Annotated in this window: 24 protein-coding genes; 11 read left to right on the top strand and 13 right to left on the bottom strand. The window is 68.3% G+C overall.

The window, feature by feature from the left end; genetic code table 11:
- Positions 1 to 5: 5 nt before the first annotated feature.
- Genes AC07ZS_RS19145 through AC07ZS_RS19125 form a run of 5 tightly spaced genes read right to left on the bottom strand, consistent with a single transcriptional unit; the run spans position 6 to position 4,717 of the window.
- The gene (locus AC07ZS_RS19145) at positions 6 to 1,313 is read right to left on the bottom strand and encodes a TRAP transporter large permease (RefSeq protein WP_494800114.1); all 1,308 of its coding nucleotides are present in this window, start codon (positions 1,311 to 1,313) and stop codon (positions 6 to 8) included.
- Entirely contained in the window at positions 1,306 to 1,803 is a 498-nt protein-coding gene (locus AC07ZS_RS19140) for a TRAP transporter small permease (protein WP_494800113.1), read from the bottom strand. The genes AC07ZS_RS19145 and AC07ZS_RS19140 overlap by 8 nt, the downstream gene beginning before the upstream one ends.
- Before the next feature lies 1 nt (position 1,804).
- The gene (locus AC07ZS_RS19135; protein ID WP_494800112.1) at positions 1,805 to 2,827 is read right to left on the bottom strand and encodes a TRAP transporter substrate-binding protein; all 1,023 of its coding nucleotides are present in this window, start codon (positions 2,825 to 2,827) and stop codon (positions 1,805 to 1,807) included.
- Positions 2,828 to 2,864: 37 nt separating this feature from the next.
- A complete protein-coding gene (locus AC07ZS_RS19130; protein WP_494800111.1) occupies positions 2,865 to 3,860 on the bottom strand; it encodes a Bug family tripartite tricarboxylate transporter substrate binding protein in 996 nt (331 codons plus the stop codon).
- Positions 3,861 to 3,865: 5 nt separating this feature from the next.
- The gene (locus AC07ZS_RS19125; protein ID WP_494800110.1) at positions 3,866 to 4,717 is read right to left on the bottom strand and encodes a fumarylacetoacetate hydrolase family protein; all 852 of its coding nucleotides are present in this window, start codon (positions 4,715 to 4,717) and stop codon (positions 3,866 to 3,868) included.
- Between the two features lie 100 nt (positions 4,718 to 4,817).
- On the opposite strand from AC07ZS_RS19125, the gene AC07ZS_RS19120 reads away from it, so the two are divergent.
- From AC07ZS_RS19120 to AC07ZS_RS19110, 3 genes are all read left to right on the top strand, one after another.
- A complete protein-coding gene (locus AC07ZS_RS19120) occupies positions 4,818 to 5,369 on the top strand; it encodes a VOC family protein (RefSeq protein ID WP_494800109.1) in 552 nt (183 codons plus the stop codon).
- Between the two features lie 44 nt (positions 5,370 to 5,413).
- Complete coding sequence (locus tag AC07ZS_RS19115) at positions 5,414 to 6,172, top strand: IclR family transcriptional regulator (RefSeq protein WP_494800108.1); 759 nt, start codon at positions 5,414 to 5,416, stop codon at positions 6,170 to 6,172.
- Positions 6,173 to 6,253: 81 nt separating this feature from the next.
- Positions 6,254 to 7,294 carry an aromatic ring-hydroxylating dioxygenase subunit alpha gene (locus tag AC07ZS_RS19110; protein ID WP_494800107.1) on the top strand — a complete coding sequence of 347 codons (1,041 nt, stop codon included), beginning with the start codon at positions 6,254 to 6,256 and terminating at the stop codon, positions 7,292 to 7,294.
- Positions 7,295 to 7,309: 15 nt separating this feature from the next.
- On the opposite strand, the gene AC07ZS_RS19105 is transcribed toward AC07ZS_RS19110, so the two are convergent.
- Complete coding sequence (locus AC07ZS_RS19105) at positions 7,310 to 9,250, bottom strand: hypothetical protein (RefSeq protein WP_494800106.1); 1,941 nt, start codon at positions 9,248 to 9,250, stop codon at positions 7,310 to 7,312.
- A 158-nt stretch (positions 9,251 to 9,408) separates the two neighbouring features.
- Here AC07ZS_RS19105 and AC07ZS_RS19100 point away from each other — a divergent pair, with 158 nt between their 5' ends.
- Both AC07ZS_RS19100 and AC07ZS_RS19095 read left to right on the top strand, forming a co-directional pair.
- On the top strand, positions 9,409 to 10,614 hold the full coding sequence (locus tag AC07ZS_RS19100) for an FAD-binding oxidoreductase (RefSeq protein ID WP_494800105.1): 1,206 nt from the start codon (positions 9,409 to 9,411) through the stop codon (positions 10,612 to 10,614).
- A gap of 48 nt (positions 10,615 to 10,662) precedes the next feature.
- On the top strand, positions 10,663 to 11,403 hold the full coding sequence (locus AC07ZS_RS19095; protein WP_494800104.1) for an SDR family oxidoreductase: 741 nt from the start codon (positions 10,663 to 10,665) through the stop codon (positions 11,401 to 11,403).
- Here the strand turns inward: AC07ZS_RS19095 and AC07ZS_RS19090 are convergent.
- Positions 11,400 to 12,326 (bottom strand): LysR family transcriptional regulator, encoded by a 927-nt coding sequence (locus AC07ZS_RS19090; protein ID WP_494800103.1) that lies wholly within the window; start codon positions 12,324 to 12,326, stop codon positions 11,400 to 11,402. The genes AC07ZS_RS19095 and AC07ZS_RS19090 overlap by 4 nt on opposite strands.
- Before the next feature lie 212 nt (positions 12,327 to 12,538).
- Between AC07ZS_RS19090 and AC07ZS_RS19085 the strand changes: the two genes are divergently transcribed.
- Both AC07ZS_RS19085 and AC07ZS_RS19080 read left to right on the top strand, forming a co-directional pair.
- Positions 12,539 to 13,105: a DUF4148 domain-containing protein gene (locus AC07ZS_RS19085; protein WP_494800102.1), complete on the top strand. Its 567-nt coding sequence runs from the start codon at positions 12,539 to 12,541 to the stop codon at positions 13,103 to 13,105.
- 151 nt (positions 13,106 to 13,256) lie between these two features.
- Positions 13,257 to 14,282 carry a LysR family transcriptional regulator gene (locus tag AC07ZS_RS19080; protein ID WP_494800101.1) on the top strand — a complete coding sequence of 342 codons (1,026 nt, stop codon included), beginning with the start codon at positions 13,257 to 13,259 and terminating at the stop codon, positions 14,280 to 14,282.
- Here the strand turns inward: AC07ZS_RS19080 and AC07ZS_RS19075 are convergent.
- The 3 genes from AC07ZS_RS19075 to AC07ZS_RS19065 form a co-directional block, all read right to left on the bottom strand.
- The gene (locus tag AC07ZS_RS19075; protein WP_494800100.1) at positions 14,168 to 15,241 is read right to left on the bottom strand and encodes an NAD/NADP octopine/nopaline dehydrogenase family protein; all 1,074 of its coding nucleotides are present in this window, start codon (positions 15,239 to 15,241) and stop codon (positions 14,168 to 14,170) included. The genes AC07ZS_RS19080 and AC07ZS_RS19075 overlap by 115 nt on opposite strands.
- An 8-nt stretch (positions 15,242 to 15,249) precedes the next feature.
- A complete protein-coding gene (locus AC07ZS_RS19070) occupies positions 15,250 to 16,227 on the bottom strand; it encodes a Bug family tripartite tricarboxylate transporter substrate binding protein (protein ID WP_494800099.1) in 978 nt (325 codons plus the stop codon).
- A 107-nt stretch (positions 16,228 to 16,334) separates the two neighbouring features.
- Positions 16,335 to 17,120, bottom strand: coding sequence for an IclR family transcriptional regulator (locus AC07ZS_RS19065; protein WP_494800098.1), 786 nt, complete (start codon positions 17,118 to 17,120; stop codon positions 16,335 to 16,337).
- Between the two features lie 74 nt (positions 17,121 to 17,194).
- Here AC07ZS_RS19065 and AC07ZS_RS19060 point away from each other — a divergent pair, with 74 nt between their 5' ends.
- From AC07ZS_RS19060 to AC07ZS_RS19050, 3 genes are read left to right on the top strand one after another with little or no spacing between them, the layout of a single operon-like run.
- Positions 17,195 to 18,295 (top strand): CobW family GTP-binding protein, encoded by a 1,101-nt coding sequence (locus AC07ZS_RS19060; protein ID WP_494800097.1) that lies wholly within the window; start codon positions 17,195 to 17,197, stop codon positions 18,293 to 18,295.
- Positions 18,283 to 19,683: a dihydroorotase gene (locus AC07ZS_RS19055; protein WP_494800096.1), complete on the top strand. Its 1,401-nt coding sequence runs from the start codon at positions 18,283 to 18,285 to the stop codon at positions 19,681 to 19,683. Before AC07ZS_RS19060 ends, AC07ZS_RS19055 begins: the two co-directional genes overlap by 13 nt.
- 35 nt (positions 19,684 to 19,718) lie before the next feature.
- Positions 19,719 to 20,711, top strand: a complete 993-nt coding sequence (locus AC07ZS_RS19050) for a Bug family tripartite tricarboxylate transporter substrate binding protein (protein WP_494800095.1) — start codon at positions 19,719 to 19,721, stop codon at positions 20,709 to 20,711.
- On the opposite strand, the gene AC07ZS_RS19045 is transcribed toward AC07ZS_RS19050, so the two are convergent.
- Both AC07ZS_RS19045 and AC07ZS_RS19040 read right to left on the bottom strand, forming a co-directional pair.
- Positions 20,698 to 21,039: a hypothetical protein gene (locus AC07ZS_RS19045; RefSeq protein WP_494800094.1), complete on the bottom strand. Its 342-nt coding sequence runs from the start codon at positions 21,037 to 21,039 to the stop codon at positions 20,698 to 20,700. The genes AC07ZS_RS19050 and AC07ZS_RS19045 overlap by 14 nt on opposite strands.
- Before the next feature lie 91 nt (positions 21,040 to 21,130).
- Positions 21,131 to 23,194, bottom strand: coding sequence for an ATP-binding protein (locus AC07ZS_RS19040; protein ID WP_494800093.1), 2,064 nt, complete (start codon positions 23,192 to 23,194; stop codon positions 21,131 to 21,133).
- A 71-nt stretch (positions 23,195 to 23,265) separates the two neighbouring features.
- On the opposite strand from AC07ZS_RS19040, the gene AC07ZS_RS19035 reads away from it, so the two are divergent.
- Complete coding sequence (locus AC07ZS_RS19035; RefSeq protein WP_494800092.1) at positions 23,266 to 23,997, top strand: response regulator; 732 nt, start codon at positions 23,266 to 23,268, stop codon at positions 23,995 to 23,997.
- A 1-nt stretch (position 23,998) separates the two neighbouring features.
- Here the strand turns inward: AC07ZS_RS19035 and petA are convergent.
- The coding region (gene petA, locus AC07ZS_RS19030) for a ubiquinol-cytochrome c reductase iron-sulfur subunit (RefSeq protein ID WP_494800091.1) at positions 23,999 to 24,590 on the bottom strand (592 nt) is incomplete at its 5' end.

Below are 24,590 nucleotides of genomic sequence, written 5' to 3'. Positions count from 1 at the left end.
CAAGTTCAACCTTTCAGGGCTTGCGGCAGCCACAGCACCAGCACCGGGAACATCAGGAGCACGGCCAGGCGCAGGAAGTTGGAGATCACGTAGGGCATCACGCCCCGGTAAATGGCGCCGATGGGAATCTGGGGCGCCACGCCCTTGACCACGAAGACGTTCATGCCCAGCGGCGGAATCAGCATCCCGAGCTCGATGATCACGACGTTGATCACGCCCCACCAGACCGGATCGAATCCCCAGCTCTTGATCAGCGGCAGCACGAAAGGCATGGAGATCACCATGGCGGCCACTTCGTCGAACACCGCGCCGGCCACGATGAACATCGCCATCAGCGCCACCACCGCCGCCCAGACCGGGATGCCCGAGGCCTGCACGCCTTCCACCAGGGCCTGAGGGGCCTGGGTCACGGCGGCGAAGTAGCCGAACAGCGAGGCACCGATGATGAGCACGTAAATCATGCCGCTGGTGGTGGCGGTGCTGAGCAGCGCCTGCCTCAGCGATTCCCAGGTGAGCGCGCGGCGCCCCACAGCGAACGCAAAGGCCAGCGCGGCGCCCACGGCCGCGCTTTCGGTGGCGGTGAACACGCCCACGGCCATGCCGCCGATCACGATCGCCGCCAAGGCCACCACCGGCCAGCTCATGCGCGCGGCCTGCCACCGCTCTGCCGCCGTGGCGCGTGGGCCGATGGGTGCGTCCTGCGGGTGCCAGCGTGTGTAAAGGGTGATGGCACACAGGTGCAGCACCACCGCGATCAGCGCCGGCACCAGCGCGGCAATGTAGAGCGTGATGATCAGCTCCTGCGCCAGCACCGCGTAGATCACCATGATGGACGAAGGTGGAATCAGGATGCCCAGCGTGCCACCCGATGCCACGGTGCCAGCGGCGAATCCCGGGCTGTAGCCGCGCGACAGCATGGAGGGCAACGAAGCCTTGCCGAAGGTCGCCGCGGTGGCCACCGAGCTGCCGCACACGGCCCCGAACCCGGCGCAGCCACCGATCGTGGCCATGGCCAGGCCGCCGCGCCGGTGGCCCACCAGCGCATAGGCCAGTCGGTACAGGTCCTCCGACAGGCCGGCGACGCCGGCAAAGGAACCCATGAGCACGAACAGCGGAATCGTTGCCAGCTCCAGCGAGGACAGGTTGTTGGAGGTTTCCGAGGCAATCATGGCCAGCGCGGGGTCGAAACCGGCGAACAGACCGAAGCCCACCACGCCGGCAATGCCCATGGCCACGCCCACCGGCACATGCAAGGCAATCAGCACGAAGGTCGCGAGCAGCCCCAGCAAAGTCAGGACGACCGGGTTACTCATGGTCTGTCTCCTCGGGCTGGCGCTGCCAGGCCGTGAGCACCGCTGCGGCCGCCGCCAGCACGATGAACAGGGCCACCGCCGCCCACCAGGGCCAGACGCTCCAGCGCAGCACGGGGATGACCTGCGCCGTCTCTTGCATTTCCAGTGCAAAGCGCACGTACTGCCAGGCCATCAGCACGAAGAACGCCGCCGTGACCACCGCGGCGAAGCGGTCCAGCGCGGTCTTGAATCCGCCGCCCAGGCGGCGCCCCAGCACGTCCACCGAAATATTGGATCGAACCACCAGCACGTACGGAAAACAGGCCGCCAGCAGCACCGCACCGGCCAGCGAGGCAATGTCGACGAACCCCCTCAGAGGACTCGAGAACACGTAGCGGAGCAGCACGTCCAGCGCCGTGGCCAGGGCCAGCAACAGCAGGCCGATGACCGCGGCCAGGGCGAGCCCGGCCGCCGCGCGTTCCACACGCGCGGACCAAGGTTGGCGCGCCATGTCAGGCGCCGGCGCGGATGCGCTTGAGTTGCTCGGCGAACGCCGCGTGAATGCGCTCGTTGCGCGGCTTGGCCTGGCGCCAGCTCTCATTCACCGGATCGATGGCTTTTCTCCACTCGGCCACGTCCGCTTCGCTCGCCTTGACCACCGTGTTCTTGCCGGACGCGGAGACGCGCTCCCGGACTTCCTTCTCCTGGCGGTCGAAGGCCTCGCCCAGCTTGCGCGCCAGTGCCTCGCCGCTGACCTGCTGCAGTGCCGCCCGCGCTTCCGGCGGCAGCCCGTCAAAGCGGTCCTGGCGCATCACGATGCCCACGGCCACCGCACCCAGCGGCAGGTCCAGGTGGTGCGAGCTGACCTCGTTGACCTTGAAGTCGCCCACGAAGCCCCAGTTGTTGAGCGTCATGTCGACCACGCCGCGCGACAGCGCTTCGGCGATCTGGCCCCCGCCCACCTGCACCGGCGCGCCACCGAGCGTCTCGATCACCCGCGTGAGGTGGTCGCCCGATGCGCGCACGCGCTTGCCCTTGAGGTCGGCGGGCAAGCGCACCGGCTTGTTGGCATGAATGACCACCGGTGGCGTGGCGCCCACGGCCAGCATCTTCAAGCCTTCAAAACCCACCAGCGCACCCGACGCGTAAAGCCGGTGCAAGGCCACGCTGGCTTCCACGGCGTTCTGCGTCATGAACGGCAGCCCGACGATCTCCGTGTCGTCGAACCGGCCCGGCGTGTAGGGCAGCACCACCCAACCCAGGTCGGCCACGCCATCGGTCACCAGCTTGAGCTGCTGCAGCGGGTTGCGGCCCAGGGTGCCGCCCGCGAACATGTCGATCTGCAAGCGGCCCTTGGACGCGGCCGAGGCATCGCGCGCCAGCGGCGTCAGCACGTTCGCGGTGATGTTCGCCATCGGCGGCTCGAAGCTGGTGAACTTGAGCTTCACCGGATCGTTCGCGCGCGCAGCGGGCCAGACGGCCGCCGCCGCGATGGCGGTCACGGCCTGGCGCCGGCTCATGAGGGAATGGGTCATGGTGGTCTCCTGTGTGGTTGGGTCTTGTAGGGACAGCTCAGGGGTTGCTCAGGCCGAGGCGCTGGATCGTGGCGGCCTTGAGCCGGCTGTCCTCGCGCAGGTTGCGCTCGAAGTCCTGGCCCGACCGGAAGTCCACCACCTGGTTGGCGCCGCGCGCCCAGGCCTGGTACTTGGGCGAAGCCACGGCGGCGCGGCAGGCGCCTTCCAGCTTGCTGACGACGGCGTCCGGCGTGTTGGCCGGCGCGAGCACGCCACCGAAGCTGGCCTGCACCACGGGAACGCCGGCCTCCTTGAGGGTGGGCACGTCCGGAAACGAGGGGTGGCGCCGGTCGGCGTAGACCGTGATCAGCCGCAGCGCGCCGCTGTTCAGATGGCCCGTGATCGAACTGACCAGCACCGCGCCGAAACCCAGGCGCTCACTGAGCAGGTCCTGCAGCATCGGTGCATCGCCCCGGTAGGGCACGTGCGTGAGCGCGATCCTGGTGGAGGCCTCGATGTCCGAGGTGCCCAGGTGCGGAATGGAGCCCGTTCCGGACGTGCCGTAACTCAGCTTGCCCGGCTCCTTGCGGGCCGCCGCGAGGATGTCGGCCAGACTGCGGTACGGCGAGCCGCCCGGCACGGCGATGGCGAAGATGTTGTCGAAGACCTGGCAGACGTAACGGAACGACCCGAGCTGGTAGGTGAGCGACTTCAATCGATGCGGCTCGCTCGACAGCGGCACGGCCGGCGTGAACGCCAGCGTGTAGCCATCCGGCCGGGCGCCGGCCACCGCAGCAAGGCCGATGGTGCCGGCAGCGCCATCCCGATTGACGACGGCGATGGACTGGCCCAGGTTCTCGGCCATGGCTTCGGCCAGGTTGCGGGCGTTCAGGTCCAGGCCACCGCCGGCAGCGAAGGGCACCAGCATCTGGATCGGTCGCGACGGGAAGTCCTGCGCCGCACTGCCCAGCGCCACAGACGCCAGGCACAGGCCGAGCCAGAACCGGCCATGGCGGCGCAGGAAGGGCTTCACCGAGTGGAAGGAGGCATCCATGGGCCTCAAGCCTCGTCGGCGATAGGGTTGCGCAGCACGCCCACGCGATCGACCTCGATCTCGCACACGTCGCCGGCCTTCATCCAGACCGGCGGCGTGCGGCGAGCCCCCACACCACCCGGCGTGCCGGTGACGATGACGTCGCCCGGCTCCAGCGGCGCGATGGTGGAGACGTAGGCGATCTGGCGCGCGATGCTGTGGATCAGCATGTCGGTGGTGGCGCGCTGCATTTCCACGCCGTTGAGGCGGGTGGTCAGCGTCATCACGGTGTCGAACGGAATCTCGTCGGCCGTCACCATCCAGGGGCCGAAGCCGCCGGTGCGCCAGAAGTTCTTGCCCGGCACCCATTGCGAAGTGTGGCGTTGCCAGTCGCGCACGCTGCCGTCGTTGTAGCAGGCGTAACCCGCCACATGCTGGCCGGCGTCTGCCTCGGCAATGCGCCGACCCGGGCGGCCGATGACCACGGCGATCTCCGCTTCGTAGTCGAACTGCACCGATTCCGGTGGCCGCACCATGGCCTGGTCATGCCCCACCTGCGAGTCGGCCACGCGCAGGAAGAACGTGGGCTGTTCGGTCACCTCGCGGTTGGTCTCGCGCACGTGCTCGCCGTAGTTCAGGCCGCAGCACCAGATCTTGCCGGGGTTGGGAATCACGGGCAGCAGCACGGCATCGGCGAGGGCGAAATCGGGCGCGCGCTGGGCCGCCACGGTGGCCGCCTCGGCCAACGCATCCGCCGCCAGCAGCGCCTTGAGATCGGCGAAGCGGGCGCCCATCACAGCGCTCAGATCGACCACACCCTGGTCGGTCACCGCACCGTAGCCTTCGCGGCCATTCCTGGAAAAACTGACGAGTCGCATGGGTTGTCCTGTCGTTTTGACGTTGTTGCAAAATCTTGAATAACGAGATTTAATCACGGCAAGATTTGGACTGTCAACACGCACTTTTTGAGGGAAAACCATGAGCCGACCCGGATTCAGCTTCAGCCACTTCGGCATGTTCGTCACCGACATCGCCCGGCTCGAAGACTTCTACACACGCATCCTCGAGTTCACCGTCACCGACCGGGGCGAGCTGCCCGGCCCCCACGGACCCATGAACCTCGTGTTCCTCAGCCGCGACCCGGATGAGCACCACCAGATCGTGCTGATCACCGGCCGGCCGGCCGACATGGCGTTCAACCCGATCAACCAGATTTCGCTCAAGGCCGACAGCCTGGCCACCCTGCGCGCCATGCACCAGACGTTGCTTCGAGAAGGCGCGGCCGACATCACACCCGTCACCCACGGCAACGCGGTCTCCCTCTACGTTCGCGACCCCGAGGGCAATCGGCTGGAGCTCTACATCGACTTGCCCTGGTACGTCTCGCAACCCATGCGGGTGCCGGTCGATCTGTCCGGCGATGAGTCCGCACTCATGCAGCGGCTGGAAGAACACGCGCGATCGCTGCCGGGCTTCCGATCACGCGCGCAATGGCGCGCCGAAATGGCGCAGCGCATGGGCCTGACCTGAGCAGACCCTAGAATCTGGCGACCATCTTCCATCGCCACGCACGCATGAGCAGTTCCTCCAAGGTGTTTGCCATCCTCGGGTTGTTCACACAGGAACGCCCGGTGTGGCAACCGGACGAGATCAACGAGGCCCTGGGCTACACGCGCCCCACCGGCTACCGCTACGTCAAGGAGCTGGTCGAGGCCGGCATGCTGCACAAAATCTCGGCCGGGCACTATGCGCTGGGCGGCCGCATCATCGAACTCGACTACCAGTTGCGCCAGACCGACCCCGTGCTGCTGGCCTCCATGCCGGCCATGATGGCGGTGGCCAAACGCAGCGGCTACGACCTCGTGCTCAGCGTGTTGTATGCCGGCCCCCGCGTGATCGATATCTACCGCGCCAGTGGCGCGGAAAAGCTCGAACTGACCTACGGCCGGGGCCGGCCGCGTCCCATGTTCCGATCGGGTGCGCCCAAGGTGCTGCTGGCCTGGATGGAGCGCGGCCCGCTCGTGAAAATCCACGAGCAGCTGTCGGAGGACATCGCGGCCAACGGCATGGGCCGCAACTGGCCGGAATTCCGCGCCTACCTCACAGACATCCGGCGCCGTGGCTTTTACCGCTCGCTGGGCGAGCTGCAGCCCGGCGTCGGTGCCATGGCCGTCCCCGTCTTCAACGCCGACGAAGACTGCGTGGGCGCGCTCGCCATCGTGGGCTCGGCCTCGCGCATCGCAGAAGAGCCGGAGGCCCGGCTGCTCAAGTGGCTGAACGCCGCCACCACCGACATCCAGGCCCGCTTGCGCGACACTCAGGGAAATCACTAAATCTCAATAATCGAGATTTATCTATCATCGGACGATCCCCTCACGGTGTGCTCCGGCGCGCCACGTCCATGAAAGAGTCACGTGAAAACTCCCTTCGTCCATGACGCCTGGTATGTCATTGCCTGGGCGGAAGAACTGTCGGGCACCGCGCCCGTTGCCCGCACCGTGTTGTCGCGCCCCCTCGTGGTGTTCAAGGACGCCGAGGGGGTGGTGCACGCACTGGAAGACCGCTGCCCCCACCGGGGTGTGCCACTGAGCATGGGCCAGGTCGTGGGTGGGCACCTTCGCTGCGCGTACCACGGGCTGGAGTTCGACGGGCGCGGCGTCTGCGTGCGCAACCCGCATGTGCGCGCCGATCCCGGCCGGCTCCAGGTGCGCCGCTACCCTGTGGCGCAGCGCCACGACGCGGTCTGGGTCTGGATGGGCGAGGCCGAGCGCGCCGACCTCTCGAGCATCCCCGACTACAGCCTGTTCGCCGCCGGCACGCCGAACTACCGCGCCATCCGGGGCTACCTCGGTGTGGCCGCCGACTACCGGCTGGTGATCGACAACCTGCTCGACCTCAGCCACGCCGAATACCTGCACGCCAACACGGTGGGCACCTCGGGTTCGGCGGGCTCGGTCAAAACCTCGCTCGACGCCGAGGAAGACCGCGTGACGGTGCTGCGCAAGGTGTTCGACCTGGCGCCCTCGGCGGTGTTCAAACCCGTGTGGACACGCACCGAGCGCATCGACCAGCAGGCCAACATGACCTGGCGGCCGCCGTCCCACCTGATGCTGGACCTCGGCATCATGCCCCCCGGCGGCGAACTGAGCGAAGGCCTGCATTTCCCCAGCGCACACATCCTCACGCCCGAGACGGAGCGCTCCACCCACTACTTCTATGCCGTGGCGCGCAACTTCTCGCAGGACGACGCGGCGCTCGACGACACCGTGCGAGCCACTTTTGTGAAAGCCTTCGCCGGCGAGGACCGCCCCATCATCGAGGCCATCCAGCGCGCGGTGGTGGACGCCGACGACGGCTTCCGCTTCGTGGACTTCACCTCGGGCGACGCTGCCGCACGGCGCGTGCGGCGCGCACTGGAACGTTTGACCGAGGCGGCCCAACCCGCGTCGGCCTGATGTCGGGACCCGCCGTCATGGACCGGCTTGGTGTGCCGAATCCCAGGACAGCACGCACAGCTTGACGGCGATCCTCGCGTCGTACCAGGGGATCGCTCCGCTGGGCTGGTGGATCGAAAGCCCCAGGACCTTGTCTTCCAGGCGGCTCTCGGCCTTGAAGAAGTGCGCCGCCGCTTCGGTGGAGACCAGCGCTGGCGACAACAGGAAGCCGGTCTGGCCCGCCTCGCGCAGAAACCGGTAATCGGTGCTCCCCATCGGGGTGGCGACCGTCATGCGAAGCGCGGGGGGACCGGCCAACACGCTCAGGATCCGTCCGGACCAGGTGGGTGCGATGGCCATCTCGGCCCACACCGCCTGATCCGGGCCCACCGAGGGAATCGACACGGGCAGATCGAACTCCGTTTCAGACGTGCGGCACTGCTCGGACTGGGCCAGCGGCGCAGCACGGCGCGTCAACAGCAGGGCGTGCGGCGTCTGCCTGTCGACCTGGTACTGCCGTCGGTAGGCGCCCAGGGTGAGCGGGTCTTCCTGGGCGGCGTAGCGGCCATCGATGGGGATGACGCTGAAAATCACCGACCGCGGCGCCAGCGGGCTGGCGAGGAAATCCGCGTTGCGCGCCGACATGTGGCGGCTGGTGGCAAAGTAGGACTGAAAGGCGGGCCGTGAGGCGATCGGCAAGCCAGACGCGTAAGCCCAACTGAACTCGAAGGGGAAGACGTCGACGGGGCCTTCGATGCCCACGAATGGAATGGTGGAGCGCTCCTCCGCGAGCGCCGTCGCGTAGCGACTGCGCAAGTCGGCATCCGAAGCGGCCCGGTACCCAGGGTCCAGCGCATAGCGGATGCGTTGCTCCACCGCGTGGACAGATCCGCGGATAAACCCTCCCTGCGGGTGCAAGGATGCCGAGATGTAGGTGGCAAACGAAGCCGCTGCCATCGCCACAGCAGCGATCACAAGCCGGTGGTTGCGGCTCGGGACGGCGGCGCTGGGGCTCCAGAGTTGCACGACGCACACCACGGTCAGCGCGAGAAACGCAGCACCGGAATACGCCCCATGCCGAACAAAACCCATCTTGTAGGCGACCAGCAGACACCCCAGCGTGAGCAGGCCCAGCACGGCGCTGGCAGGACTGGTGATGCGCAGCGTCGTGGCGACCACGATGGCCGCGCCCACGATGTAGGCGCTGTGCAGCGCGAACGGCGCGGGCAGCCCCATGTCCGCGTTGTAGGCCAGCGAGACATCGACATAACCACGCAGAAAGCCGAACACGCCTGAGACATCCTGGCCCGACAACCCGAACAGCAGGACGAAGGACACCACAAAGCACACGGGGACAATGGGCCGGTAGTCCCGCACGGTGAAGCGGTAGATGCTCGCCAGGACGATGGCGGGCACGGTGAAGAACAAGGCATTCGCCTTGACCAGGCATGCAAACGCAGCGGCGAAGGCGAGCAGCACCGACAGCGCGAGTTGCGCCGCATCGCCCTGCTGTCGGCGGCATTCGTGGTGACACAGCAGCAAGGCCGGCAGGAGCAGGTACACATCCCGCCAGATGCTCAGGAGCAGCGTCAAGCCACCCCAGACCAGCCAGGCCCATGCACGCCGGATTTTCAATACCGAGAAGCAGCCAATGCCCAGCACCAGCAGGAAGGCGCCTTTGAAGAGCAGCCTTTCCTGATGGAATTGCTCAACGTAAATGACCGACTCGACGAAAGACAACGGCCCGTAGTTGAATATGATCTGATTACCGTGCTGGAGTTTGTTTTCATGGGCATGGCCCAGCATCGCATGCCAGGACAAATCGAGCCCGCGCATCGACAATGCGAAATCCCCGTAAATCAAATACCCCAGCATGAGCAGTGCGCCGGCCAGCGGCACCGCGAAAGAGAGAATTCGGGATTTCATGAGGGGATAGATGTCGGGCGAGAACGGATCTGTATCGGCAAAAACTCTCATGTTAGCATCGCCATCATGCGTTCATCTTGCCCCCCAATCACCGCTGCACCCGGGGCAGTCTGATGGAGTTGCATGGCTGGGGCCGTTATCCGCGGCAGGAAGCCCGTGTGGCCGAGCCCTTGTCGAGACAGCAGTGCATGCGTGCGGTGCCAGGCGCCTTGCCCCTGATCGCTCGCGGACAGGGTCGAAGCTACGGTGACAGTGCGCTGGGCCCAGAGGTTCTTTCCACCCGCTATCTGGATCAGTTTCATGACTTTGATCCAAAGACAGGTGTGCTTTCCTGCGCAGCAGGTGTGTCGCTGGACGACATTCTGCGAACCTTTGTGCCCCGTGGCTGGTTCCTGCCCGTCATGCCCGGCACACGCTTCGTCACCGTGGGCGGTGCCATTGCCAGCGACGTTCACGGCAAGAACCACCACCGTGACGGCGCCTTCAGCGCGCATGTGGCTTCGATCCGGATTCTTCTGGGCAATGGGGAGTGCGTGGACGCTTCCCCCTCCGACAAGGCGGAGCTTTTCTGCGCCACCTGTGGCGGGATGGGACTGACCGGCGTCATCGTGTCCGCCGTCTTGCGGCTCAAGGCCATTACCGCCAGCGACATCCTGGAGACCAGGATCAAGACACCCAGCCTCGACGCCGTGCTCGAGGCATTCGACGCCAATGCTGCCAGCGCCTATTCGGTCGCGTGGATCGATTGCATGGCGCGCGGCAGCAGCCTGGGCCGCTCCATTCTGGTCATGGGGGAGCCATGCACCGAGGGCCCGCTTGTGACACGGCAGGCCAAGGCTTTTGGAATACCCGCCGAAATGCCTTCGGGCCTGCTCAATCGATCGGTGGCCAGGATGTTCAATGCCGCCTATTACGGCCGGGCACGCTCGAATGCGCAAAGCGCGCGAAAGCCATTTGAATCATTCATTTCCCCGCTGGATGCCATTAGCGGGTGGAGCAGTTTGTATGGCCGACCTGGGTTTCTGCAATACCAGTTTGTATTGCCCAGGGCATCCGGCGCCGACGGATTGCGGAAAATACTCCAACACATCGGCCAATCCCGACTCGGCGCCTTCCTCGCTGTCCTGAAATTGTTCGGCGACGCCAATGCCAATCCCTTGAGTTTCCCCCTGAAGGGTTATTCATTGGCCGTGGATTTCAAGGCGGAGGCCGCCACATTTGAACTGCTTGACGTGTTGGACGGCATCGTTGCAGCGCATGGCGGGCGCCTGTATCTCGCCAAGGATGCGCGGATGAGCGAAGCCATGTTCAAGGCGGGTTACCCACGGTGGCAGGCGTTCGAGGAGGTGCGTGCGCGCTGGCATGCCCACGGCAAATTCAGCTCGACCCAGTCCCGCCGACTGGGCCTGGCATAAGCGCTGCGCACAGGCACGCCCTTCCCATTCATCCCTACCCAAGAAATCATGACGAGAATTTTGATCATCGGTGCGACTTCAGCCATCGCGAAAGCGGCCGCGCGTCGCTGGGCAAGCGAGGGGCATGAGCTCTACCTCGTCGGGCGCGACATCGACCGTCTGCACGAGATCGCGGGCGACCTGAAGGTGCGCGGCGCCCGGGCGGTCCAGTATGCGGTGCTGGACGTGAACGACTTTGCCCAGCACGCCGCCGTGATCGACACTGCCGCAGGCGCACTCGGGGGGCTCGACGTGGCCCTGATTGCCCACGGCACCCTGGGAGATCAAAAAGCCTGTGAGCAGGATTTCCAGGCCGCGCTCCAGGAACTGAACACCAACGCCATCAGCGTCATCTCCTTGCTCACGCATCTGGCCAACCGGTTTGAAGCACAGAAGCAGGGCTCCCTCGTCGTCCTCGGTTCGGTGGCCGGCGATCGCGGCCGGCAGTCCAACTACGTGTACGGCACCGCGAAAAGTGCCGTGGCGACCTTCCTGCAAGGCATGCGCAACCGATTGCACAAGGCGGGCGTCCAGGTCTTGACGATCAAGCCGGGGTTTGTGGACACCCCGATGACGGCCGCATTTGACAAGAAGGGGCCGCTGTGGAGTTCGCCCGATGTCATCGCCCAGCAGATTCTTCGCGGCATCGCCAAGCGACGCGATGTCGTTTACGCGCCCTGGTACTGGTGGGGCGTGATGGCCATCATCAAGTCGATTCCTGAGCGCCTCTTCAAGCGGCTGTCGCTCTAGCTGCAGGTGCTCAGCGCGCTGCCCACGCGCGCGCGGGTCTGCTCGATCAGGTAGTCCAGAAACACCTCGGTGCGGCGCGGCATGAACTTGCGGCTGGGCAGGGCCGCGTACATGGTGAGGCGGTCGGTGATCCAGGGGTTGAGCACGCGCACCAGCTCACCGCTTTCCAGGTAGGGCGCAGCCAGACCGATGGCGCTGGCACCGATGCCAGCACCGTCGAGCGCGGCGTGCATCAGGGTGTCGGGGTGGTTGACCCACAGCACGGGCTGCACCTCGACGTCGACGAACCGCGAGTCGTCCGTTTCGTGCAGCAGGCGCCAGTGGCGACCGCGGTTCGTCACGGGCTTGAAGCGCAGGCAGTCGTGCTGCGCCAGGTCTTCGGGGCGCTGGGGCGTTCCCCGGCGCCGGAGGTACTTGGGCGAAGCCAGCAACACGGTGATGCTGGAGAGCACCTTGCGCGCGATCACGTTGGCATCGAACGAGGTCTGCGCGCCCATGAGCGTGATGTCGTAGTCCTGGATGGGCGGCTCGCGGGGCGAGTCCACATCGATGTCGAGCAGGATCTTGGGATAGGCCTGCCGGAAACCGCTGACCAGGGGCGCGAGCACGTGGGTGGCGAGCACGGGCGGCGCCAGCAGGCGCAGCACGCCCGCGAGCTCGCTGGTCTGCGAGCTCACCAGGGCATTCGCTTCTTCCAGGTCCTGCAGGATCAGGCGCACCCGGTCGAGGTAGTTCTCGCCCGCGTCGGTGAGCGAGACGCGGCGGGTCGTGCGGTGCAGCAGGCGGGTGCCCAGGTGGTCTTCGAGGTCGGCCACCAGCCGGGTGACCACGGCGGGCGACAGGTCCATGGCGCGCGCCGCGGCCGCGAAGCCCCCTTCGTCGGTCACTTTCTGAAAAACACGCATTGAGGTCAGACGGTCCATGGAAACCCAATTTACAGGGTTTTCCCGGGTAAATTTGCCCTCATTGTTTCTATTTCAGCAATGCAATAGTGGTTTGAATGCTGTTTTTCTTCAGGATCAGAAACTTTACAGTTCATCCCATCGATGCACGCAAACCCCTCCGCAGAGGCATCGAAGCCGGTCAGACCGCACAACGGACCGACCGGCATGTTCAACCCTCTTAAGGAACTGTCATGAAAAAGCTGTCTGTTGTTGCCATCGCTCTCTCCACCCTCGTTGCCGGCCACGCCCTGGCCGCCGACGCCTCCGTCGCCAAGACCCGCGAACAGGTTCGCGCCGAAGTGATCGCCGCCCAGCGCAGCGGTGACCTGGTCGCCGACGGCCAGACCGGTGCCAAGTTCAACCAGGTGTTCCCCGCCCAGTACGCCCAGCCTGTGGCTGTGCAAGGCAAGACCCGCGCCGAAGTGAAGGCCGAGCTGGCCGAAGCGATCCGCACGGGCGACATCGTGGCCGACGGCGCCACCGGCGCCAAGGCCAACGAACTGGCCCCCGCCCAGTACGCCGCTGCCCGCGCTGACAAGTCGGCCAACACCGTCGCCGTGGGCAAGACCCGCGCTGAAGTGAAGGCCGAGCTGGCCGAAGCCATCCGCACGGGTGACATCGTGGCCGACGGCGCCACCGGTGCCAAGGCCAACGAACTGTTCCCCGCCCAGTACGAAGCCCAGCCCGTGCTGGCTGGCAAGAGCCGCGACGAAGTCCGCGCCGAGCTGGTCCAGTCGCGCCGCGCCAACGGCGGCTAAGCCGTCCTCCTGAGTCCGCCACCAAGGCGGACGACAGGACCCCCTGGCCGATGGCCGCCGATGGAGGTGAACTCCACGGCGGCCATCGGCTTTTTCCATGGCGGTATGCTGGCCTTTCGCCCTCGCCCGCAGGGCCCACGAAAGGCATCGAGTGAGGAACCCATCGCAGCGGCTCATGGCCGCGCTGCGCTTTCGCCAGCTGGAGCTGCTCAGCACGCTGGCCGACACCGGCAACATGCGGGCCGCGGCGCAGCGACTTCACATGACCACGGCCGCGGTCAGCAAGGGCCTCAAGGACGTGGAGGCGCTGTTCGAGCAGCCGCTGTTTCACCGCCTGCCGCGCGGCGTCGTGCCGACCGTGGCCGGCACGCTGGTGGTGCAACGCGGGCGCGTGCTCCTCGCGGAGATGGAGCAGCTCTCCGACGAACTGGCCGCGCCGCTGCGCCCCCTGCACGAGCGGCTGAAGATCGGCGCCACGCCGTTCCTGACCTGGACCGTGCTGCCGCGCATCCTGTCGGCGCTCGCGGCACAGGGCGAACTGCCCGGCGTGCTGCTGCTCGAAGGGCGGCTGGCCGACATCTCGCGCCAGCTGGAGGCGGGCGAGGTGGACGCGCTCATCACCATGGACACACCCTCGGAGCTCGGCAGCCTGTCGGCCCAGGGCTTCACCATCGAGCACATCGGGCTGGAGCAATGGCGCGTGGTCTGCTCACCGCACCATGCCCTGGCCGCGCAGCGCAGCGCCCATAGCCCGCGCCTGCGCTGGGCCGAGGTGGCGCAAGCCCCCTGGATCCTGCCGCCCAGGCCGACCAACTCGCGCATGATGCTGGAGCACACGCTGCGTGAGCAGGGGCTGCCCGCGCTCATCCCGTTCATCGAGACCATGAGCGCGATCACCCACCTGGCGCTGGCGGAGCAGAACCTGGGCCTCACGCTGGCGGCCCAGGGCACACTGACCGAACGGCTGCAGCGCGGCAGCCTGGTGGAGCTACCGATGGAGAGCCTGCCGCCGCCCGTGCCCATCGCCATGGTCCACCGCCGCAGCGGCAGCGGCCGGGGGGCTCAGTTGGCCGGGCTGGCCGCCGCCGCGCAGCGGTTGAGCAGCGCCTCGGCGCCGCCGCCCGCGACGTCCAGCGCGTCGAGCAGGAAGTTGTCGGCGCGGAAGTCGCGCCCGTAGGCCACCGCCAGCAGGCTGAGGCAGGCCGAGAGCACCGGCGTGTGGACCCCGGCGGCGCGCCCGAGCGCCTCCAGAAAGGCCAGTCCGAACGGCGCGTCTTCCAGCACGTAGCGGTGCTGCAGCGAGGCCGGCCCGTTCGGGCTCATGCCGTTGGCGGTGATCGCGGCCGCCATGGTGTGCAGCGGCCCCTCAGGCAAGTGGTAGGAGCGCGCGTAGTGCTGCCGCAGCGAGGGCACTTCGAGCCCGAAGCCCTGCGCCACCGCGCGGCGCTCGACGTCCAGCGCCTCGGCCATGCGGCCCACCACCGCCGTGAAGTGACCGAACAGCGACCAGGCTTCGCCGGCCTCCATGCGCGTCAGGTTCGGGATCACCTCGGCCGCGTGCGCGATCGGGTTGATGTTCGCCAGCGTGGGCGTCAGCAGGTTGTCCGCGGCGACGAAGCGGTCCCCGAACAGCTCCGCGCACATCTGCCGCGCCTCCGACGGCTCCAGGGGACCCACCGTGGCCATGTCGATGCGGCTGCGCAGCGGATTGATGTGCAGGCTGCCGTCGGGCTGGAAGTGCGTGGTCGTGAGCGTGGTGCCCCAGCCGCTGACCTGCACGCCGTCGGCCGCCGCGGCGATCCACAGCGGCGCCAGCGACAGGGCCCCGCTCACGATCACGTGCTGGCCGGGTCGCCAGCGCGCATTCAGCGGCCCGAGCACCGCGGCATAGGCGTCGGCCGGCAGGCAGACCAGCACCGCGTCGAACTCGGCGAGCCGGTCCGGCGAGGCGAGCCATTCGACCTCGACCTCGCCGCTGACGGCCCCCGAGCAGGTGAAGCTGGCGCGGTCTGCGTGGCGCCGCACCCGGCGCCCGGTGGGCGACCACAGGGCCGGCGCGATGCCGTCCCGCACGAGAAAGGCGGCGGCGGCGCAGCCGATCGGCCCCGCGCCCACGATGGCGATGCGCGGCGTCATGCGGCGCATCAGTCCAGCGAGAGCTTGCGCTCGCTGATCAGCCGGCCCCACCGCGCCAGATCGTCGGCCGCGTCCTTGCGCAGTTCCGCCGGTCCGGTGGCCACCAGCTCGATGCCTTGCTGGCGCAGCCGGTCCTTCAGTTCCTCGTTCTTCTGGACGCTGCGCACCGCCTCGGCCAGGCGCTCGATGACGGCCGGCGGGGTGCCGGCCGGCGCGAACAGGGCGAACTTGGTGGCCGACTCGAAGCGCGGCACGCCCGCTTCTTCGACGGTGGGCACCTGGGGCAGGATCGGGCTGCGCGCGCTGCCCGACACGGCCACCGCCTTCAGGCGGCCGGCGCGGATCAGCGGCACGGCCACGCCGATGTCGACAAAGCCCAGGTCGACCTCACCGGAGGCCACCGCCAGCGTGGCCGGGCCACCGCCCTTGTAGGGGATGTGCGTGATGGAGGTGCGCGTCAGGTCCTTGAACAGCTCGCTGGCCAGGTGGCTGGTGGCACCGTTGCCGCCCGACGAGTAGTTCAGCCGGCCGGGTTGCTGCCGCGCGAGCGCGATCACGTCCTTGACGCTCTGCACGTTGAGCGCGGGCTTGACGGTGAGGATCAGCGGGCTGGTGCCGACCAGCGAGATCGGCGCGAGCGCATCGGGCCCGTAGGGCAGCGGCTTGATCAGGTGCGGCGCGATCGCGTAGGTGCTGTTGGTGGCCAGGATGAGGGTGTAGCCGTCCGGCTTCGCGCGGCTGGCTTCGCTGTGGGCAATGGTGCCCACGGCGCCCGCGCGGTTGTCCACCACCACCGGCTGTTCCAGCTGCTTGGCCATGTGCGCGGCCAGGTGGCGCGCCAGCAGGTCGGTGGCGCCGCCCGCCGTCCAGCCGACGAGCAGCTTGATGGTCTGGTTCGGGTAGCCGGGGGCCTGGGCCTGGGCCGCCGGGGCGGTCAGGACCGCGATCGCGGTCATGCTCACCGCCAGTGCATGTTTCAGTGTCATCGTCGCCAACCTCGTGGTGTTTCGCTGCGGGCAAGTCTAGGCAGCGATGTCGGCGCCCGCCAGCGAAGCCTTCTCAAGAGGTCTTAACCGCCGGTGAACGCGGGCTCTCAGGCGGCGGTTTCCAGCGCCGCCGAAATCGCCTGTGCGCAGCGCCTCACCTCGGCCGCGAAGCCCGCCTCGTCGTAGCGCGCGAGCTCGAACACCAGGCTCACGCCCGCCACCACCTGGCCGTCGCCGAACACCGGGGCTGCGATGCCCACCCGGCCCTGGGCCACCTCCGAATCGGTGCAGGCAAAGCCGGTCTCGCGGATCGCCTTCATCTGTTTGGCAAAGTCCTTCCAGCCCGCCAGGCCGGCGGACTCGCGGATCTCCTGCTCGTGGTTGAGGTAGAGCTGCTTGAGCGCGCGGTCGCCGAGGTTCGCCAGGATCGCCTTGGACGTCGCGCCCTTGAACATGGGCAAGGCCACGCCGCGCTCGTAGGTGGACGAGGGCGGGTGGTCGCTGCCCTTCTCCTGGTGCACGCACATCACCTGGTCGCGGAAACGGCGGCTGATCAACACCACCGCGTGCTGCGTGGTGCGCGCCAGCAGTTCGCGCATCGGCCCCGACGCGGCCTTCACCAGCGGGTCGCCCTGGCGCATCAGCAGGTCGTAGCGGATGAAGGCCGGGCCAAGCATGTACTCGGAGCGCGTCGACGGCGCCAGAAAACCCAGATTGCTCAGCTCCTTGACGTCCCGGTAGGCGGAACTGATGGACACGCCCATCTCGGCGGCGATCGCCTCCACGGTCCACAGCGTGCGCCGCTCGAACAGCTGAAGGATGTGCAGCGTCCGGTTGCGCGTGCGGATGCCCGCACCCTCGCCCGAACGAACTTGTTTCGCATTTGCTTCCATTTTGATACTATTCGCACTTGTTGCGAAAAATGATGCACCACAAGCAGGTGCGATTTTCACCAAGGAGAGCCATTATGAGTTCCGATCGTGTGCGCTTGCCGGTCGCCTTGCTGACCGGCTTTCTGGGCAGCGGCAAGACCAGCCTGCTCAACCGCTGGCTGCGCGAGCCCGCGCTGGCAAACGCGGCGGTGGTGGTCAACGAATTCGGCGACATCGGCATCGACCACAACCTGATCGCCAGCAGCAACGACAACACCATCGAGCTGAGCACGGGTTGCCTGTGCTGCAGCGTGCAGGGCGATCTGGTCGAGACCCTGCGCGAGCTGCTGGACAAGCGCAGCCGGGGCCTGGTGCGCGCCTTCGACCGCGTCGTGATCGAGACCACCGGCATGGCCGACCCCGGCCCGGTGCTGCAGGCCCTCATGACCTTCCCGGTCTCCAACGGCTACCGCCTGGCCCAGGTGATCACCACGGTGGACGGGGTCAACGGCGCCACCACGCTGGACGGCTTCGAGGAAGCCACCAAGCAGGTGGCCGTCGCGGACCAGCTCATCGTCACCAAGATGGACCTGGCCGACCCGCCGCAGGCCCAGGCGCTGCAGCAGCGGCTGCAGGCGCTCAACCCGGGCGCCACGGTGAGCTGGGCCACGCCGACCCAGGTGCCCTGCCTGGAGGTGCTCACCGAACTCGACGTGTACGCCGCCGCGACGCCAATCCCCGCGGTGCGGCGCTGGCTCAACGCCGAGGCCCACGCCGACCAGCCCGCGCGCTACCGCCCGATCGGCGCGGCGGCCTCGCCGCACCACACCGAGGGCATCGAGACCTTCTCGCTCGTGTACGACGAACCCCTGGCCTGGCAGGAACTCGCCGCCTGGCTCGACGCGCTGGTGCTCGCGCACGGCGACGACCTGCTGCGCGTCAAGGGCATCCTGAACATCGCCGGCGAGGCCCGGCCCATCGTCGTGCACGCGGTGCAACGCCTGTTCCATCCGCCCGCACCGCTGGCCGAATGGCCCTACGAGGACCGGCGTTCGCGGCTGGTCTTCATCACCCGCGGGCTCGACCGTGCCTTCGTCGAACACATCTTCGACGTGATCCGCGGCCGCGCGCCCAGCCCCATCCCCTCTTCCACCACCCCCCTCGCTCACAAGGAGAACATTGCATGGACACATTGATCCGCCACGGGCTGATCGTCACACCGCAAGGGCGCCGCGTCGCCTCGATCGGCATCCAGGGCGGCCGCATCGCCGGCATCTACGACGTCGGGTCCGAACCCGAGGCCCGCGAGGTCATCGAGGCCGACGGCCTGGCCGTCGTGCCCGGCGCCATCGACATGCACTCGCACCACCGCCAGGGCTCGCTGCCGGGCTTCGAGTACAAGGACACGATCCACACCTCCACGCTGCAGTGCGCGGCCGGCGGCGTGACCACCAGCGTGGCCATGCCCAACGTGCAGCCGCCGCCGAACTCGCTGGAGCTGCTGGAGCGCCAGTACGACATCTACCGCAGCGACGCGGTCGTGGACTGGAATTTCAACCCCGCGCCCACCATCAGCGAAGAGATGCCCGGCATGGCGGACACCGGCATCGCCGCATTCAAGATCTTCATGGTCGTCGACACCGGGCGCGACTACCCGCACATGCCCGGCATCGGCGTGCACGACCACGGCAAGATCCTGGAGATCATGCAGCGCTGCGCCGAGCTGAACGTGCCGCTGATGGTGCACCCGCACGACCAGGCGCTGATGGACGTGATCGAGCAGAAGTTCTGGGACCGCGGCGAGCGCGACGCCCTGGCCTACGCCAAGGCCTATGCCGCGCACGACGGCGTGATCTGGGAAACCGCCATCGCGACGCTGCTGCGCCTGCAGCGCGCTTCGGGCTGCCACCTGCACATCCTGCACACCCAGACCGCCGGCAGCGTGGAACTGATCCGCCAGGCCAAGGCGGCCGGCCAGAAGGTGACCTGCGAGATCAACCCCTGGGCGCTGTTCCTGGGCTGCGAATGGTCGGCCATCCAGCGCCTGGGCTCCTACGCGCTCTCGTACTGGGTGCCCGAGAAGAACGTGCCCGGCCTGTGGGAAGGCCTGCGCGACGGCACCATCGACATCGTCGCGACCGACCACGCGCCGCACACGCGCGAAGAGAAGGAAATCGGCTGGACGGACGGCTGGAAGGCCCACACCGGCACGCCCTCGACCCAGTTCTACTACAGCATGTTCATGACCGCCGCGCTGGAAGGCAAGATCAGCCTGGAGCGCGTGGTCGAGGCCTGCAGCGCCAAACCGGCCGAGCTGTTCAAGCTCGCGAACAAAGGCGCCCTGAAGGTCGGCGCGGACGCGGACCTGGTGCTGGTCGACCTGAACCGCGAGTACGAGGTGCGCGATGAAGACGTGCTCAGCATGATCGGCTGGAGCCCCTACGCCGGCCGCAAGCTCAAGGCCAAACCGGTGCGCACCATCGTGCGCGGCACCACCGTCTACCTCAACGACCAAGTGATCGGCCAGAAGGGCTTCGGCCGTCAGGCCAAGGCCGTGCGCGAAGCGGCCGCCGCCCTGGCCTGAACGCCTTCCCCATCCATGCCCCGAAAGGACTTGCCATGAAACGACGTTCCTTCGTACAGCGCACCCTGCTGCTGCCCACCCTGGGCGGCCTGGGCCTGGCCGCCACCGGCGCGGCGCGCGCCCAGGCCGGCTGGCCCGAGCGCCCCATCAACATGGTGGTGCCCTACCCGGCGGGCGGCAACACCGACTTCGTCGCCCGCATGACGGCGGACTACCTGAACCGCGCGCTCGGCGTGCCGGTGGTGGTGGACAACCGCGCCGGCGCGGGCGGCACCATCGCCTCCATGCACGCGGCCAAGCTGCCGGCCGACGGCTACTCGGTGTTCCTCGCCTCCATCGCCCAGATCTCGCTCGCGCCCTTCCTCTACAAGATCCGCTACGACCCGTTCAAGGACTTCCTGCCCATCGCCAACGTGGCCGGCAATCCCCAGGTCGTGGTGGTGCCGGCCGCCTCGCCGCACAAGACCTTGAAGGACCTGGTGGACCATGGCCGTGCGAACCCGGGCAAGCTGCTGATGGCGCACGCGGGCACCGGCTCCATGTCCTTCCTCGCGGGCGCGGCGTTCCTGAAACGCGCGGGCATCGATGCGGTGATGGTGCCCTACAAGGGCGGCGCGGCGGCCATCGCCGACACCATCGCGGGCATGACCGAGGTCTACACGGCCAACATCTCGGAGACCCTGCCCTACCTGCAGGGCGACCGCCTGCGCCTGCTCGGCGTGACCAGCCCGCAGCCGGTGGCCATGCTGCCGGGCGTGCCCACCATCGCCTCGCTGTTCCCCGGTTTCCAGACCGAAACCTGGAACGGCCTGCTCGCGCCGGCCGGTTTGCCCGCCCCGATCGCCGACCGCCTCGCGGGCGCCGTGGCCAAGATGTTCAGCGACGAAGCGGTGCTGGCGCGCATGGCCAAGGCCGGCCTCATTCCGCAGACCGGCCAGCAGACGCCGAAGGACTTCGCGCGCCGCATCCAGGCCGACGTGGAACTCTGGCGGCCGGTGATCAAGGCCATCGACGTCAAGCCGGAGTAGCCGGCCTCGCGAACAGCTTGAGTTCGGTGGTGGCGTCCCGCTCCAGCACCACCGTGTAGCTGCGGCGGTGCTCGCCGTTCTGCGTGGTGACGTGGTAGGTGCCTGCGGGCAGCACCAGATCGACCACGACCCCCGCATGGGTGAGGCTGAGCAGGCGGTGCCCCGGCAGATCGAAGATTTCCAGCGTGGGCGGGGCGGGCTCGCCGCCCGGAACACCCCGCACACGCGCCAGCGCGCGCCGCCACAGGACCGGCAGGGTCCAGCGATCGTTGTCGTCGTCGGCGATGGTGCGAATCAGCAGCCGCGACGGGGTGGGCGCGTCCGTCATGGGCGCATCTTCTGCCGTGCGTCGCCGCGCCATGTTTCGCGCGCGCGGCCCTTGTGTGCCATCTGACACAAACGGAGGGCCGGGCGTTGGCTCAGGGGATCAGCTCGGCCAGGGCACGCGCCAGTTCGTCGCGCCGCAGCGGCTTCGTCAACACCCGGTCAACGCCGGCGTCGCCGGCTCGGCGGGCCAGCTGTGCGCCACCGTAGCCGCTCACCAGCACCACCGGCAGGTCCAAGCTCTGCGCACGCAAGGCACCGGCGAGTTCGGTGCCGCTCAGGCCGGGCATCCGCTCATCGGTGATCACGGCGGCAAACCGCCCGGGCGCCTCGGCCACCGCCTGCAGCGCCGCGCCGGCATCGGCAAAGCCCACCGGCGCGTAGCCCAGGCCGGTCAGCAGCTCCTGGGCCAGCGCCAGCAGCGCCGGCTCGTCATCGACCACCAGCACGCACTGGCCGGCACCACCGGGCGCCGTCGGCACCGCCTTCTCCGCCGCGGGAAGCTCATCGGTGCACTCGGGCAGGTACAAGGTGAAGCGGGCGCCCTGGCCCGGCCGGCTGTCGACGTCGATGCCGCCGCCGAACTCCGCCACCACACCGAACACCACCGCCAGACCCAGCCCCGTGCCCGACTGCGTGCTGCGCGCGGTGAAGAAGGGCTCGAACAGGTGCTCCATGACCTCGGGCGTGATGCCCACCCCCTGGTCGGCCACGCTCAGCACCAGGTAGCGGCCGGCGGGCAGCGGCGAGTGGGACAGCACCTGGGGCGCGGTGACCTGCCTGCGTTCGAGCTGGACGCTGAGCATGCCGCCCTCGGGCATGGCCTGCACGGCGTTGGTGCACAGGTTCATGACCGCCTCGAAGACCTGTGTCGCGTCGCCGCGCAGCCGCGCGCCGGGAGCGCCGAACACGCGCTCCAGCACCACGCCCGGGCGCAGCGATGCGGTCATCAGCGTCAGCACCTCTTCGACGACGGGCTCCAGCTCGAAGACGGTCGAGGCGCGCGCGCCACCGCGGCTGAACGACAGGATGCGCTCGATCAACGACTGGCCGCGCTCGGCCGCCTGCAGCACCTTGCCCAGGTGCCGGGCCTGGGCACTGCCGGGCACGGCGGCGTCCTGGGCCATTTCGCCGTACCCGACGATCCCGGCCAGCACATTGTTGAAGTCGTGCGACACGCCGCCGGCCAGCGCGCCCAGGGCTTCCAGCCGGCTGGTGCGGGCCAGTTGCACCTGCAGGGCCTGTTGGGCCGCCAGCCGCTGCCGCTCGGACCGCGTCACGATGTACACGGCGGCGACCAGGGTGACCAGCAGGAAGCCCAACGCAACGACCGACAACTTCAATGCACCTCGCCAGCCTTCCAGCACCGCCCCGAGTTCGCGCGACAGCACCACCTCGAGGCCGTAGCGCGCCACGCGGTGCGATGCCACCAGGTTGTCGCTGCCGTCGCTGAAGCGCCGCATGCCGAGGCGCGGCTTTGCGGCCAGTGCGGCTTCGTCGGCGCCGAGGAGCCCGACGTTGACCGCGGCGAGCCTGACGCCGTCGCGGCGAAAGATGGCCATGCGCGCATCGGCCGCGGGCAGGGCCACGCCGAAAGCCCCCAGCAGGTGGTTCGCCGGCATGGCGGCGATGATCCAGCCGCCCGGGTGGCCGCGCACGGCGCCCACGCGGTACGCCAGTGCGACGTGCGGCTGGGCATCGCCGTTCTGCGCAAAGGGCTTGCTCAGCGCGATGGCGCCCACGGCGAGCGACTCCAGCCGCGGCAGGAAGGTCTGCAGGTCCGGCGGGGGCAGGGTGTCGGACGCGGCGATCGGCCCGCGGTCTTCGCCCAGCAGCCACAGCGAGGTCACCAGCGGCATCAAGGCGACGCGCGTCTGCAGCGCCTGGACCGTGTCGCTGTCCGACGCGGTCAGCCGGCGCTGCCCGAGCTCCAGGCCCAGGGCCTGCAAGCCCTCTTCGGCGCCCCGCAGGCCACGATCGAGCTCATCGGTCAGGGCCAGCGACAGCAGCTTCATCTCGCGCCCCTGGCTCTCCAGCGCGGTGCGGTGCAACTGCCAGAGCGCCAGCGAGGTGATCACCACCAGCAGCAACCACAGCGCCAGGGCGAACAGCCACGGAACCCAGGCGACCGGCGGGCGGGGTGAGGTGTCGGTGTTCAAGGGTTTCAACCGGGGGTTTCGCGTCGGCATCCAGTATGCCCGCGGGATGGCCTGCGCTACCATGGCCCACGATGAGCACCGCCCACGTCCCCCACATTCTCGTGATCGACGACGATGCCGATGTGCGTGATCTGGTGGTCGAGTACCTCGGCAAGAACGACATGCGCGTGAGCGCCGGTGGCTCGGGCGCGGAGATGTTCGCGCTGTTCGATCAGGAGGCCATCGACCTCGTGCTGCTGGACCTCAGATTGCCCGGCGAAGACGGCATGCACCTCGCGCGCGCCTTGCGCGAGCGGGCCACGGTGCCCATCGTGCTGCTGACCGGCCGCAGCGAAGAGGCCGATCGCGTCATGGGCCTGGAACTGGGCGCCGACGACTACGTCACCAAGCCTTTCAGCCCGCGCGAGCTGCTCGCCCGCGTGCGGGCGGTGCTGCGCCGCTACCAGGTACAGGCCACCTTGCCCGAGCGCGACAACACGCGGCGGGCCTACCGCTTCTCGGGCTGGGAGCTGAACCTGCGCACGCGCCGCCTGGTGTCGCCGGCGGGCGGATCGGTGGAGCTGTCCAATGGGGAATTCAGCCTGCTCAATGCGCTGTGCCGGGCGCCCCAGCGCGTCCTGAGCCGCGACCAGCTGCTGTCCATGTCGCGCCTGCACGAGGCCGAGGTCTACGACCGCACGATCGATGTGCAGATTCGCCGCCTGCGCCTCAAGGTCGAGTCCGACCCCACCAACCCGCGGTTGATCCTCACCGAACGGGGGGCGGGATACCGCCTGGCCAGCGAGGTCGAGACGCTGTTCTGATTCACGCGGGCGTGGCGTCGTCACCGATCACCAGCTCCGTGGCGCTCGCATACCGGTGCGGCGGCACCTCGAGGTTGCTCGGGGCAGGCTTGTTCTTGAACACCCGCCCGGCGCCATCGAAGGTCGAGCCGTGGCAGGGACAGAAGAAGCCGCCCGGCCAGTCCGCCGGCAAGCCCGGGTTGCCGGTGCCGGCCGGCACCGAGGTGGGCGAGCAGCCCAGGTGCGTGCAGATGCCCACGGCGACGAAGAACTCGGGCTTGATCGAACGGGCCGCGTTGCGGGCGTAGGCCGGCTGCTGGTCGCGGCTCGACGCCGGGTCGGCCAGTTCGGCGTCGTGGCCTTGCAGCGCCGCCACCATCTCCGGCGTGCGATGGACCACCCACACCGGTTTGCCCCGCCACTCGACGATCGCGGTCGCGCCGGGCGGCAGATTCGACACGTCGAACTGCACCGGCCCGCCGGCCGCCTTGGCCCGCTCGCTGGGTGCGAACGACGCGACGAAAGGAAACGCCGTGGCCACCGCCGCCGCGCCGCCCATGGCCGCGGTGGTGGCGATCCAGATGCGCCGCTGGGGGTCGGGGTGATCGGTGGGT

The sequence above is a fragment of the Hydrogenophaga sp. GW456-12-10-14-TSB4 genome, from assembly GCF_059424305.1.
Note: the sequence above shows the minus strand (reverse complement) of the source record. Positions and strands in the feature narration are given on the sequence as shown.

What these genes read in the sequence shown, in the direction of transcription:
- AC07ZS_RS19060 (WP_494800097.1), top strand. Translation starts at nt 17,195, where the DNA reads ATGAGTTCCGATCGTGTGCGCTTGCCGGTCGCCTTGCTGACCGGCTTT.
- AC07ZS_RS19075 (WP_494800100.1), bottom strand. Translation starts at nt 15,241, where the DNA reads ATGACGCCGCGCATCGCCATCGTGGGCGCGGGGCCGATCGGCTGCGCC.
- AC07ZS_RS19055 (WP_494800096.1), top strand. Translation starts at nt 18,283, where the DNA reads ATGGACACATTGATCCGCCACGGGCTGATCGTCACACCGCAAGGGCGC.
- AC07ZS_RS19105 (WP_494800106.1), bottom strand. Translation starts at nt 9,250, where the DNA reads ATGAGAGTTTTTGCCGATACAGATCCGTTCTCGCCCGACATCTATCCC.
- AC07ZS_RS19095 (WP_494800104.1), top strand. Translation starts at nt 10,663, where the DNA reads ATGACGAGAATTTTGATCATCGGTGCGACTTCAGCCATCGCGAAAGCG.
- AC07ZS_RS19130 (WP_494800111.1), bottom strand. Translation starts at nt 3,860, where the DNA reads ATGGATGCCTCCTTCCACTCGGTGAAGCCCTTCCTGCGCCGCCATGGC.
- AC07ZS_RS19065 (WP_494800098.1), bottom strand. Translation starts at nt 17,120, where the DNA reads ATGGAAGCAAATGCGAAACAAGTTCGTTCGGGCGAGGGTGCGGGCATC.
- AC07ZS_RS19045 (WP_494800094.1), bottom strand. Translation starts at nt 21,039, where the DNA reads ATGACGGACGCGCCCACCCCGTCGCGGCTGCTGATTCGCACCATCGCC.
- AC07ZS_RS19085 (WP_494800102.1), top strand. Translation starts at nt 12,539, where the DNA reads ATGAAAAAGCTGTCTGTTGTTGCCATCGCTCTCTCCACCCTCGTTGCC.
- AC07ZS_RS19050 (WP_494800095.1), top strand. Translation starts at nt 19,719, where the DNA reads ATGAAACGACGTTCCTTCGTACAGCGCACCCTGCTGCTGCCCACCCTG.
- AC07ZS_RS19145 (WP_494800114.1), bottom strand. Translation starts at nt 1,313, where the DNA reads ATGAGTAACCCGGTCGTCCTGACTTTGCTGGGGCTGCTCGCGACCTTC.
- AC07ZS_RS19035 (WP_494800092.1), top strand. Translation starts at nt 23,266, where the DNA reads ATGAGCACCGCCCACGTCCCCCACATTCTCGTGATCGACGACGATGCC.
- AC07ZS_RS19140 (WP_494800113.1), bottom strand. Translation starts at nt 1,803, where the DNA reads ATGGCGCGCCAACCTTGGTCCGCGCGTGTGGAACGCGCGGCGGCCGGG.
- AC07ZS_RS19070 (WP_494800099.1), bottom strand. Translation starts at nt 16,227, where the DNA reads ATGACACTGAAACATGCACTGGCGGTGAGCATGACCGCGATCGCGGTC.
- AC07ZS_RS19135 (WP_494800112.1), bottom strand. Translation starts at nt 2,827, where the DNA reads ATGACCCATTCCCTCATGAGCCGGCGCCAGGCCGTGACCGCCATCGCG.
- AC07ZS_RS19125 (WP_494800110.1), bottom strand. Translation starts at nt 4,717, where the DNA reads ATGCGACTCGTCAGTTTTTCCAGGAATGGCCGCGAAGGCTACGGTGCG.
- AC07ZS_RS19115 (WP_494800108.1), top strand. Translation starts at nt 5,414, where the DNA reads ATGAGCAGTTCCTCCAAGGTGTTTGCCATCCTCGGGTTGTTCACACAG.
- AC07ZS_RS19090 (WP_494800103.1), bottom strand. Translation starts at nt 12,326, where the DNA reads ATGGACCGTCTGACCTCAATGCGTGTTTTTCAGAAAGTGACCGACGAA.
- AC07ZS_RS19120 (WP_494800109.1), top strand. Translation starts at nt 4,818, where the DNA reads ATGAGCCGACCCGGATTCAGCTTCAGCCACTTCGGCATGTTCGTCACC.